Genomic DNA, 11031 nt, shown 5'->3' on the forward strand with positions numbered 1-11031 from the left:
CTTCGTACGAGGGCGACGCTACGTCGCTCGGGTGCGGGTGGGTGGCGAGTGAGACGTTCTCCACATTCCGGACGCGGTCGCCGGCAGTGGGAGGCGCCCTCAGGCGCGGGGAACGCCGGGGGTCTGGGCCAGCAGCCGGCGCAGGTAGTCGCGGTTGGTGGCGCTGACGCTCAGGCCGTCGCCGCCGTAGTGCTCGACGCAGAAGGCGCCCCGGAAGCCGTGCTCGATCGCGTACCGCACGGCGTGCCGGTAGTCGATCACGCCGTACTCCATGGGCGCGGGGAAGGTCAGCACCGTGCCGGTGGCCGGGTCCTCGCTGCGGAAGTAGTTCTTGACGTGCCAGTAGTTGGCGTACGGCAGGGTCTTCTCGACCATGGCGCGGGCCCGCTCCACGGGGCGGTGCAGGCGCTGGAGGTTGCCGAGGTCGGGGTTGAGGCCGACGCGGGGGTGACCGACGGCCTCGACGAAGCGGACGGCCTGGTCGGCGGTGCCGAGGTAGGTGTCCTCGTACATCTCCAGGGTGACGTCGACGCCGACGCTGTCCGCGTGTTCGCCCAGCTCCCGGATGCGGGACACGGCGAGGCGCCAGACCTCCGGGTCGTCGGGGTTGCGCGGGCCGGGCGCGGTCCAGAACCACAGCACGTCCCGCTGGGCCGGGGCCAGTGCCTCGAACAGGCCGAAGGAGACCACGCCGGCGCCGAGATGGGCGGCGGCGTCCACGGCGCGGTGGCCGTAGGCGAGGTTGTCGGTGCCGTGCACCGGGTCGATGACGCTGCGGCGGGCGGTGGAGACGGCCGGGACGGCCAGTCCGGCCTGCTTGGCCTCGCGGGCGAAGTCCTCGCGGCGCGCCTCGGTCAGGTCCGCCACCCGCAGCCAGGAGTCGGTGGGGTCGACGTGCCGGAAGCCGGCCGCGGCCACCTCCCGGAGCGCCTCGCCCCAGACCTCCGGCGCGGAGTCCTGGACCGGGCCGCCGTCCGGGGTGCTGGCCGGGAACTGGAGCATCGCCGCGGCTATCGGCCACTCCTCGGCGGCCGGGACCGGGCGGGATGCGGTGTCGCTCATGCGCACTTCCGAGTCGATAGATAATTTTCTATAGAAAATTAGCCCCGCCTCCCGGAGCACGTCAACACCTGATTGACTTCGGGGAGAGCAGAGATGACGAGGAGACCCATGGAGCTGCCCGACCCCCCGCCGTTCCTCAACGGGCGGCAGGTCCTCACCGACGGTGTCCACGAGGCGCTGCTCGCCATGCTGGTGGACGGCTCGCTCAAGCCCGGGGAGCCGCTGCGCACCGAGGCACTGGCCCAGCAGCTCCAGGTGTCGGCCACCCCGGTGCGCGAGGCGCTGGCCCGGCTGGAGGCCACCGGCATGGTGCGGCGGCTCGCCCGGCGCGGCTACCGGGTCGCGGAACTGCCGACCCGGGAGGAGATGGCCCAGTTCGTGGAGTTGCGGCTGCTGCTCGAGCCGGCCAACGCCGAGCGGGCCTGCGCGCGCGCCGACGACGGGCTGGTGGCGGCGCTGGCCCAGACCGTGCAGACCCAGCGCACCGCGCCGACCGGCCCGCACTACGCCAACTTCAAGACGTTCCTCCAGGCCGACTGGGCGTTCCACAGCCTGATCGCCGCCAACACCGGCAACCCGTTCCTGGAGCAGGTCTTCGACTCCTTCAACGGCTACATGCAGCGCTACCGGGCCTTCGACGACCACGTGATCAGCGACGCCCACGAGAGCTGCGCGGAGCACGCCGCGGTGGTGGACGCGTTCCGCGACCACTCCCCCGAGCGGGCGGCGGCGGCCATGCGCACCCATCTGGAGAAGCTGCTGGAGCGAGTGCGGGCGGCCCGGTAGGGCGGGCCCGGCGACCGCCGCGCGGGCCCGGGCCGGCGACGAGAGGGGCCGCGTGGATCGTGGAATGTTCAACCACCTCGCGTGGTTGACCGGTCCGAAGGAGGCCACCCGTGAACACCACCCGACCGACCTACTACGACCACGGAACGCCCGCGGAGCGCTGGGAGCGCGCCCGGATGTTCTTCGCCGCCAAGGACTACGCGGCGGCGGCCCGCGTCCTCGACCGGCTGGTCGAGGAGGCGCCGGAGCAGACCGGGCCGCGGCTGCTGCTGGCCCGCTCCTACTACCACTCCGCGCAACTGCGCCGCGCGGAGGCCGAGTTGCGGGTCGTCGTCGAGCGCGACCCGGTGGAGCACTACGCCCGGCTGATGCTGGGCCGGACGCTGGAGCGGCAGGGCCGCCAGGACGAGGCCGACTCCCAGCTGCGGATCGCCGCGGCCCTCGCGGGCGACTTCGCGGAGGTCTGAACCGGCCGCACGGCCGGCCCGGCCCCGAGGCTCAGCGCTTCGCGGCCGGGCCGTTCGCGTACGTCCGCCGGCCCCGGCGGTGGGCGATCTCGCCGAGCACGATGTCGGCGGCGAGGAACGCCGCGAGCGGGATGCCGAGCAGCGGCAGGAAGTAGCCGAGGACCGCGACGCAGGCCAGCAGCGGTACGAGGACGTACGGCGGCACCTGCTGCCAGGCGCCGCGCGGGATCGGGCGGCCGAAGGACGAGCCCCGGCCGCGCTGCCACCACATGCGGTACCCCCAGCCGATGACCAGGATCAGCGCGAGCGCCAGCGCCATCAGGGCGAGCTGGTTGACCAGGCCGAACAGATTGCCGGTGTGCAGGTCGATGCCCCAACGGGTGAGCTTGGCCAGCACCGGGTGGTCGGCGAACCGCAGCACGTCGGTGACCTCGCCGGTCGCCGGGTCGACGGCGACCGCGTCCTGCTTCTCCGGCCAGCTGCGCTGCACCTGCTTCACCACGTACGCGGTGGACGCGTCGGCGGGCGGGACGATCTCCACCGGGTCGCCGAGGCCCTCGGCGCGGGCGGCGGCCAGCACCGTGTCCAGGCCGACGCCGGGCGCCGCGTCCCCGCCGGTGCCCGCCGCCGCGCCGTGCCCCGCGTGCTCGCCGCCCGCCGCGGCCGAGGAGACGGCGGGGGTGGTCTGGCCGAGCGAGACGCGCAGCTTCTCGACATGGGCCCCGGCATACGTCGACCAGGTCAGGCCGGTCGCCGAGAGGAAGACGAGCCCGGCCGCGAGCCAGGCCCCGGTGGCGCCGTGCAGGCCGAGGGTGCGGCGCCGGCCGCTGGTGCCGCGTACCGCGCGGCGGGCCCGGCGCCGGGAGAACCACAGCACCAGTCCCCCGCCGGCGATCACCCACAGCCAGCTCGCCGCGAACTCGCTGTACAGGCGCCCTGTCTGGCCCAGGTGCAGGTCGCGGTGGAACTCGTCGACCCAGGTGCGCAGCGGGAGCGCGCCGGTGGAACCGTACTGTTCGAGGGCGCCGCGCACCTCGGCGGTGTAGGGGTCGACGAAGACGGCGAGCGTGTGGGCGGGGTCGACGCCCGCGACGCCGGACAGCATCACCCTGGTGGTGGCGTCGGCCTCGGGCGCGGGGCGGACCGCGGACACGGTGCCCTCGGGGTGCGCCTTGCGGGCGGCGGCGACCTGCTCGGACACCGGCAGCGCGCGCTCCCCCACGTCGGGGACGGTCAGCTCGTGGGCGTACAAGAGCTTCTCGGCCTGGAAGGAGGCGGCGTACAGCAGACCGGTGACGGCCGCGACTAGCAGGAACGGGGCGACGAACACCCCGGCGTAGAAGTGCAGGCGCAGTACGAGGGGGCGCAGCGGGGACCAGCGGCCGGGCGTCGGCGGCGCGGCGGGCGGCTGCGGGGCCTCGTCCGTGGTGGTCGGGGAAGCGGTCGTCATGGGCGTCTCTCCGGGGGTGGTCGGCGGCGGCGTGGCGGTTCAGTGGTCGGCCCCGGGGTGCGTCGGGTTCCCGGCCGGGTGTGTGGCGTGCGTCACTCGCGGGCGGGGCGGTGTCAGTGGGCCGTGGCATGCTGGCGCGATGGGAACTTGGGCCGCACGTACGCCACTCGCCGAGCAGGTCGCAGAACTCCTGGCCGGGGCCGGCCCGTTGCCGATCGTCGAGGCCGGCGATCCGGTGCTGCGGCGCCCGGCCGAGCCGTTCGACGGGCAGTTGGAACCGGCGCTGCTGGCCCGGTTCGTCGAGGCGCTGCGGGTCACCATGCGGGCGGCGCCGGGAGTCGGCCTGGCGGCCGTGCAGGTGGGGGTGGCGCTGCGGATCGCGGTGCTCGAGGACCCGGCGCCGGTGCCGCCGGAGGTACGGCAGGCGCGCGGGCGGGTGCCGCAGCCGTTCCGGGTGCTGGTCAATCCGGCGTACGAGCCGGTCGGGCCGGGCCGGGCCGCGTTCTTCGAGGGCTGTCTGAGCGTGCCGGGCTGGCAGGCGGTGGTGGCCCGGCACGCTCAGGTGCGGCTGACGGGGGCGGACGAGCGCGGCCGCGCGCTGGACGAGGTGGTCACCGGGTGGCCCGCCCGGATCGTGCAGCACGAGACGGACCACCTCGACGGGACGCTCTACGTGGACCGCGCGGAGCCGCGCTCACTGGCGTCGGCCCGGTCGATGACGGAACGCTGGACCCAGCCGACCCCCCACGAGGCGGCGACGGCACTGGGCTTCGACCTGCCCTGAACGCCGCCCGGCGGACGCTTGGCCGGCAGCACCGCGCCGCGCCCCGCCCCGGGTCCGGTGCGGGACGCGCCCCGGGCCGCCCGCACCGGCCGGGACGCGGCCGGCTGTCCCGGCAGGACCCCCAGGAACCGCAGCCACCCCTCTCTGCTCGTCGGGCCCTCGCCCGGCGGAACCACGCCCCGCCCCGGGTCCGGTGCGGGACGCGCCCCGGGCCGCCCGCACCGGCCGGGAGGCGGTCAGTTGTCCCGGTAGGACTCCAGCAGCCGCAGCCACACCTCGCTGATCGTCGGGTACGACGGGACCGCGTGCCACAGGCGGCTGACCGGGACCTGGCCGGCGACGGCGACGGTCGCGGAGTGGATCATCTCGCCGACCCCGGGGCCGACGAAGGTCACCCCGCGCACGATCTCGTCCTCCAGGTCGACCACCATCCGGGCGCGGCCCTGGTAGCCGTCGGCGTAGAGCCCGGCGCCGGCCACCGTGGCGAGGTCGACGTCGACAGCGCGGACCCGGTGCCCGGCCTGCTCGGCCTCGGCCAGGGTGAGGCCCACGGAGGCCGCCTCGGGGTCGGTGAAGACCACCTGCGGGACGGCGGCGTGGTCGGCGGTCGCGGCGTGCGCGCCCCAGGGTCCGGCGTCCAGGCCGCTCTCGCCGGAGGCCCGGGCGACGATGGCGGCGCCCGCGATCCGTGCCTGGTACTTGCCCTGGTGGGTGAGCAGGGCCCGGTGGTTGACGTCCCCGACGGCGTACAGCCAGTCGTGGCCGGTGACCCGCAGACTGTCGTCGGTGGTCAGCCAGGAGCCCGGCGCCAGGCCGACCGTGTCCAGGCCGAGGTCGTCGGTGCGCGGCGCGCGTCCGGTGGCGAAGAGGATCTCGTCGGCCTCGATGCGCTCGCCGCTGTCGGTGACGGCGACGACGGTGCCGTTCTCGCGGCTGACGGACTTGACGGAGGTGCCGGTGCGCAGGTCGGCGCCGGCCTCGGTGAGCGCGGCGGCGACCAGTTCCCCGGCGAACGGCTCCATGCGGTCCAGCAGTCCCCCGCCCCGGACCAGGACGGTGACCCGGGAGCCGAGGGCCTGCCAGGCGGTGGCCATCTCGACGGCCACCACGCCGCCGCCGACCACGATCAGCCGGCCCGGCACCTCATGGGCGCTGGTGGCCTCGCGGCTGGTCCAGGGGCGGACGTCGGCGAGCCCCGGCAGCGGCGGCAGGGCGGCGCGGCTGCCGGTGCAGACCGCGACCGCGTGCCGGGCGGTCAGTACCCGCCGTTCGCCGCCCGGCCCGGCCACCTCCACGGTGCGCGGCCCGGCGAGCCGTCCGAGCCCCCGGTACAGGTCGGCGCCGATGCCCTCGATCCACTGGACCTGGCCGTCGTCCTTCCAGTCGGAGGTGTAGTAGTCGCGGTGGGCGAGGACCGCCGCGGTGTCGAGGGGACCTTGTACCGCCTGGCGCAGTCCGGGGGTGCGGCGGGCGTCGGCGCGGGCGATGACCGGCCGCAGCAGCGCCTTGCTGGGCATGCACGCCCAGTAGGAGCATTCGCCGCCGACCAGTTCGCTCTCCACGATCGCGGTGCTCAGCCCGGCCGCCCGGGTGCGGTCGGCGACGTTCTCGCCGACCGGTCCGGCGCCGATCACCACGACGTCGTACACGTTGGATTCCGTTTCCGTCATGGGGTCAGTCTGGTGGGTGGTGTGCGCCGGGGCCACATGGGTACGTGCGCGGAATACCCACTGGACCGTCGCTGTTTGCGCCGACGGCACCCGCCCCCGAACCAGGAAGAGGGATCAGCCATGAGCACCATGGAGCTCACCAAGGAGAACTTCGACCAGACGGTCACGGACAACGAGTTCGTCCTGATCGACTTCTGGGCGTCCTGGTGCGGGCCGTGCCGGCAGTTCGCCCCGGTCTACGAGAAGGCCGCGGAGGAGAACCCGGACCTGGTGTTCGGCAAGGTGGACACCGAGGCGCAGCCGGAGCTGGCCGCGGCCTTCGGCATCCAGTCCATCCCGACGCTGATGATCGTCCGGGACCAGGTGGCGGTGTTCGCGCAGCCGGGCGCGCTGCCCGAGGCGGCGCTGACGGATGTCATCGGACAGGCCCGCAAGCTGGACATGGACGAGGTCCGCAAGGCCGTCGCCGAGCAGCAGTCGCAGTCGGAGCAGAACGGGGAGTAGGCCGCGGTGCCCCGCCCCCCGTGCGGGGCTCAGCTGGAGTCGCGGTGCACCACCCGGACGCCCAGTGCCGTGCGGCGCTCGGGGACGGTGCCGGGTTCGCGTACGGCGCGGTCGACGAGGGCGGCGAGTTCCCGGCCGGCCGGCAGTTCGAGGCGGACGGTGCTCAGCCGGGGCCGCAGCAGCCGGCCGAGTACCAGGTCGTCGGCGCCGATGACGGCCGTCCGCTCCGGGATGGCGATGTCCGCGTCCTGGAGGGCGCGGGAAAGCAGCATGGCGTACTCGTCGTTGTACGCGAACACGGCGTCCAGGCGCAGGGTGTCCCAGCGGGCGGCGAGCCGGGCGGCGGCCTCCTCCTCGTAGCCGAGGGGCAGCTCGGTCAGGGTGGCGTCGGTGCCGGACAGGGCCCGGCGGACGCCCTCCAGGCGGGGCAGGGAGAAGAGCCGCAGACCGGGTTCGGCCGGCATGATCACGCCGATGCGGCGGCGCCCCCGCTGGTACAGATGCCGGGCCGCGGCGTGGCCGACGGTCCGGTGGTCCATGAGCAGGGCGTGCGCGCCGTCCACGGCCTCGGATCCGAAGGTCACCACCGCGCGGGCGCCGGAGCGTTTGAGCAGTTGCACGCCGCGCGGGCCGAGGCCGGGGCCGGGGACCAGTACGGCGATCGGCCGCAGTTCCGCCCAGGCGCGGGCGTCGTCGTCGCCGTAGGGGCCGCCGGCGCCGTACTGCACGACGGTGTAGTCGAGCTGGCCGAGGGCCCCCTGGAGTTCGCCGACGAACCGGGTGTAGAGCGGGCCGGTGGGGAAGGCGGGCGCGGGCATCACGACCGTGCGGCTGTGCCCGGCGCGCAGTGTGCGGGCCGCCGCGTGCGGGACGTAGCCGAGCTGTTCGGCGGCCTCGCGGACCCGGCGGCGGGTGGGTTCGCTGATCCGCACCGCGTGGGTGTTGTTCAGGACGTAGGAGACGGTCGCGCGCGAGACGCCGGCCAGACGGGCCACATCGGCGCTCGTGGGTACGGGCGGGTTCGGTATCTGCACCATGACGTACGGCATCTTGGCAGAGCCGCGGTGCGGGCCGTCGGCCGGGGGAAGATAGTCCGGATCAGACCAAGTCCCGGGCATGACAAGCGAGTTGACCGAACGTCAGGAATAGTCGGCCGGCGTCGTCAGCACCGCGGCGACGGCGTCCCGGTGGTCCGTGCCACCAGGTCCAGCCAGGCCCGCTCCAGCCGGGCCAGCGGCAGCCCGCACTGCACGGTCAGATGGTGGACCAGCACCGGGTCGAGCGAGGACATCAGGGTGTGCGCGAGCAACTCGCTGTCGGCGTCCGGGGCCGTCTGGCGCAGCAGCAGGGCGACATGGGCGCACTGGAAGCGGCGGGCCGGGACGGTGTAGCGGCGCTCGGGGCCGGGCTCGGCGGCCAGTTGCAGGTCCAGTTCCTCGCTGGCGCGGCGCAGCAGCGCGCAGCCGAACGCGCGCAGCCGCTCCACCGGCGGCGCCCCGGGCCCCAGCGGCGGCGGGCCGCTGAGCAGCGCGGCCTGGAACTTCTTCTCCGAGTGGTCCATCAGCGCCATCAGCAGTCCGGTGCGGTCGCCGAAGCGGCGGAACACCGTGCCCTTGCCGACCTGGGCCGCGGCCGCCACCGCCTCCATCGTGACCCCGGCCGCGCCGTGCTCGGCGATCAGCCGGGCGGCGGCCTCCAGCAGCCGGGCCCGGTTGCGCGCGGCGTCCGCCCGCAGGCACGGCTCCCGCTCCAGCGGACCCATGCCGAGCTGGAGGAGTTGGGGCGGATCGACGGGCACCGGGGGCTTCGGGCTGGGCGGGAGGGTGGCGGACATGTCGTCAGCGTAAAGCATCGGGAAGAAAACTGGACCGCGGTCCGCTTAAGGTGCTAGAACTTTAAACGGACCTCGGTCCGGATTCGCATCCGCAGTCTTCCGCAGTGTTTTCAGTGCCTGGAGTCATCACCATGTCTGTTCGTATCCTCGCCCTCGTCGGCAGCCTCCGCGCCGGTTCGCACAACCGCCAGCTCGCCGAGGCGGCCGGCAAGCTCGCCCCGGCCGGCGCCGAGGTGGAGATCTTCGAGGGCCTGGCCGAGGTCCCCTTCTACAACGAGGACATCGACGTCGAGGGCGGCGTGCCGGCCGCCGCCGCCCGGCTGCGCGAGGCCGCCCAGGCCGCCGACGCCTTCCTGATCCTGTCGCCGGAGTACAACGGCACCATGCCGGCCGTGCTGAAGAACGCCATCGACTGGCTGTCCCGTCCGTTCGGCGCCGGCGCCTTCGGCGGCAAGCCGGTCGCCGTCATCGGCACCGCCTTCGGCCAGTACGGCGGCGTGTGGGCGCAGGACGACACCCGCAAGGCCGTGGGCATCGCCGGCGGCAAGGTGATCGAGGACCTGAAGCTGTCCATCCCGGGCTCGGTGACCCGCTTCGCCGAGACCCACCCGGTGGACGACTCCGAGGTCGCCGCCCAGCTCACCGAGGTCGTCGCGCGGCTGCACGGCCACGCCGGGGAGATCGCGGCCGCCTGATCGGCGAACGCGGAAAGGGGCCGGAGCCCAGCGGGGCTCCGGCCCTTTCTCGTGTGCGCGGCCGGAGTCCAGCGGGGCTCCGGCTCCGGTCCTTTCCCCTGCGCGCGGCCGGAGTCCAGCGGGGCTCCGGCCCGCGTTCGCGTTGCGCGGGCGCGCGTCAGGCCACCGCCGTCGGCGCCAGCGTCCGCAGTTCCGCCAGCGCCGCGGCGAGGGCCGGACGCCGGTGGCCGCCGCGCCGGGTGCAGGTCAGCAGCGTGCGGTGCGGGTGGCCGGCGCAGCGCACCCGGGCGATCGGCAGGTTTGGGGTCAGCCGGGCCAGCCGCGGGATCAGCGCGACGCCGAGGCGGTGGGCGACGAGGTGGGCGGTCACGTCCCACTCCACGGCGTGGTGGACCACGTCGGGGGTGAAACCGGCCCCGCCGCACGCCGCCATCACATGGGTCCGGCAGGGGCTCTCGGGCATCGGCGCGATCCACGACTCGTGCGCCGCGTCCGCCAGGTCCACCCCGTCCCGGCCGGCCAGCGGGTGGTCCTCGGGCACGACCAGGTCGAACGGTTCGTCCAGCAGGGGCCGCTGGTCGAAGCGGGCGTCCCCCGGTGGCGGGTTGTGCGGCGTCGCCTCCACCACGGCCAGCTCCACCGCCCCCTCGAACAGCAGGTCGAAACTGTCCGGTACGCCGGCCTCCCGGACCCGGACGGCGAGCCGGGGATGGCGTTCGCGCAGCCGGGCCGCCATCGGAGCCAGCAGCATCGAGACGGCCGCCGCGAACCCGGCCACGTGCAGCGGTCCGGCGGGCTGCGCCCGGCCCGCTCTCAGGTCCAGCTCCGCCTCCTCCCAGCGGGCCTGGATGGCGTCCGCGTGCGTGAGCAGGCTCTCGGCGGCGGGGGTGAGCCGTACCCCGCGGCCCTGCGGCTCCAGCAGGTCGACGCCCAGCTCCCGGGCGAGCTGCCGGATCTGCTGGGAGGCGGCGGACGGCGTGAAGTGCAGGGCGTGGGCGGCGGCGGTGACCGTGCCGTAGTGGGCGACCGCCCTGAGAACGTGCAGCCGGCGCAGGTCAATCATGAAGGCCACGCTTCACAATGAGGTCCGCGAAGTCAACCTGGACGTGAACGGATGTTCCGCCGCACCCTTGGCCGTGACGGGAAGATCAGTGACCGCGCACGGACAAGGAGCCGCCATGACCAGCACGACCGGTACCGCCTGCCCGCACTGCGGCTGGCCGGACGGCGCCGAGCCCTACCAGGTGGTGTCCCGGCACCGCACGGCCACCGGGCACACGGTGTGGTCCCGGTGCGCCTGCGGCTCGCTCCAGATGCGGGTCGTCGTCGACGGCGGCGGCAGCCGCGTGGTCTCCCGCAGCCGTCCCGCGCCGGCCCCGCCGGTCCCGCCGGCCCCGTCCGGCCGGCCGGCGCGCAGGCCGGGCCTGTAGCGGGCCGACCCGGGCAGAAGGGGCAACGACCGGGGCACAAGGGTAGGGACGACGGGACGGCCCGCACCCGCACCCGCGTCCGCGCCCGACGACGTACGGAGAACCATGCCGCAGGTCCCGCCCCCGTTCGACCCCGAAGTCGCCGCCGTCCTGGACGCCGCCCCGGCGGACTTCGGGCCGGGACTCGCCCTGCGGGACCTCCCCGCCCGCCGCGCCCAGGCCCGGGAACTGGCTGCCGTCCTGGACCCCACTCTGGGCGGCGCGTTCGAGGCGGCGGAGCGGCTGGTGCCGGGTCCGCCCGGCGCACCCGACGTGCCGCTGCTGGTCTGCCGCCCGGCCGGACCGGCCG

The 11031-nt window shown here is 74.8% G+C and carries 12 protein-coding genes and 1 pseudogene; 7 read left to right on the forward strand and 6 right to left on the reverse strand.

The genetic code is table 11. From position 1 onward, the window contains the following. Positions 1-99: 99 nt before the first annotated feature. Positions 100-1062 (reverse strand): sugar phosphate isomerase/epimerase family protein, encoded by a 963-nt coding sequence (locus tag ACTT8P_RS28840; RefSeq protein ID WP_442834698.1) that lies wholly within the window; start codon positions 1060-1062, stop codon positions 100-102. A gap of 108 nt (positions 1063-1170) precedes the next feature. Between ACTT8P_RS28840 and ACTT8P_RS28845 the strand changes: the two genes are divergently transcribed. Then, on the forward strand, positions 1171-1848 hold the full coding sequence (locus ACTT8P_RS28845; protein ID WP_442834699.1) for a GntR family transcriptional regulator: 678 nt from the start codon (positions 1171-1173) through the stop codon (positions 1846-1848). A 110-nt stretch (positions 1849-1958) separates the two neighbouring features. Then, positions 1959-2315 (forward strand): tetratricopeptide repeat protein, encoded by a 357-nt coding sequence (locus ACTT8P_RS28850; RefSeq protein ID WP_442834700.1) that lies wholly within the window; start codon positions 1959-1961, stop codon positions 2313-2315. 31 nt (positions 2316-2346) lie between these two features. Here the strand turns inward: ACTT8P_RS28850 and ACTT8P_RS28855 are convergent, their stop codons facing one another. Then, the gene (locus tag ACTT8P_RS28855) at positions 2347-3765 is read right to left on the reverse strand and encodes a PepSY-associated TM helix domain-containing protein (RefSeq protein ID WP_442834701.1); all 1419 of its coding nucleotides are present in this window, start codon (positions 3763-3765) and stop codon (positions 2347-2349) included. 139 nt (positions 3766-3904) lie between these two features. Between ACTT8P_RS28855 and ACTT8P_RS28860 the strand changes: the two genes are divergently transcribed. Then, positions 3905-4549, forward strand: coding sequence for a peptide deformylase (locus ACTT8P_RS28860; RefSeq protein ID WP_442834702.1), 645 nt, complete (start codon positions 3905-3907; stop codon positions 4547-4549). 236 nt (positions 4550-4785) lie between these two features. On the opposite strand, the gene ACTT8P_RS28865 is transcribed toward ACTT8P_RS28860, so the two are convergent. Then, positions 4786-6219, reverse strand: coding sequence for a dihydrolipoyl dehydrogenase family protein (locus tag ACTT8P_RS28865; RefSeq protein ID WP_442834703.1), 1434 nt, complete (start codon positions 6217-6219; stop codon positions 4786-4788). Between the two features lie 120 nt (positions 6220-6339). Between ACTT8P_RS28865 and trxA the strand changes: the two genes are divergently transcribed. After that, complete coding sequence (gene trxA, locus ACTT8P_RS28870) at positions 6340-6723, forward strand: thioredoxin (protein WP_442834704.1); 384 nt, start codon at positions 6340-6342, stop codon at positions 6721-6723. 29 nt (positions 6724-6752) lie between these two features. Here trxA and ACTT8P_RS28875 read toward each other — a convergent pair whose 3' ends face one another. Together ACTT8P_RS28875 and ACTT8P_RS28880 are read right to left on the reverse strand one after the other, a co-directional pair. Further along, the gene (locus ACTT8P_RS28875; protein ID WP_442834705.1) at positions 6753-7760 is read right to left on the reverse strand and encodes a LacI family DNA-binding transcriptional regulator; all 1008 of its coding nucleotides are present in this window, start codon (positions 7758-7760) and stop codon (positions 6753-6755) included. 125 nt (positions 7761-7885) lie between these two features. After that, complete coding sequence (locus ACTT8P_RS28880; protein WP_442834706.1) at positions 7886-8557, reverse strand: TetR/AcrR family transcriptional regulator; 672 nt, start codon at positions 8555-8557, stop codon at positions 7886-7888. A 131-nt stretch (positions 8558-8688) separates the two neighbouring features. Here ACTT8P_RS28880 and ACTT8P_RS28885 point away from each other — a divergent pair, with 131 nt between their 5' ends. Beyond that, entirely contained in the window at positions 8689-9252 is a 564-nt protein-coding gene (locus ACTT8P_RS28885) for an NAD(P)H-dependent oxidoreductase (RefSeq protein ID WP_442834707.1), read from the forward strand. A 157-nt stretch (positions 9253-9409) separates the two neighbouring features. On the opposite strand, the gene ACTT8P_RS28890 is transcribed toward ACTT8P_RS28885, so the two are convergent. Further along, complete coding sequence (locus ACTT8P_RS28890; protein WP_442834708.1) at positions 9410-10315, reverse strand: LysR family transcriptional regulator; 906 nt, start codon at positions 10313-10315, stop codon at positions 9410-9412. A gap of 115 nt (positions 10316-10430) precedes the next feature. On the opposite strand from ACTT8P_RS28890, the gene ACTT8P_RS28895 reads away from it, so the two are divergent. Together ACTT8P_RS28895 and ACTT8P_RS28900 are read left to right on the forward strand one after the other, a co-directional pair. Beyond that, positions 10431-10682 carry a hypothetical protein gene (locus ACTT8P_RS28895; protein ID WP_442834709.1) on the forward strand — a complete coding sequence of 84 codons (252 nt, stop codon included), beginning with the start codon at positions 10431-10433 and terminating at the stop codon, positions 10680-10682. Positions 10683-10787: 105 nt separating this feature from the next. After that, positions 10788-11031, forward strand: a pseudogene (locus ACTT8P_RS28900) (alpha/beta hydrolase); the annotation flags it as partial.

It is taken from the genome of Streptomyces sp. JW3, assembly GCF_052216785.1.
Lineage (GTDB): Bacteria > Actinomycetota > Actinomycetes > Streptomycetales > Streptomycetaceae > Streptomyces.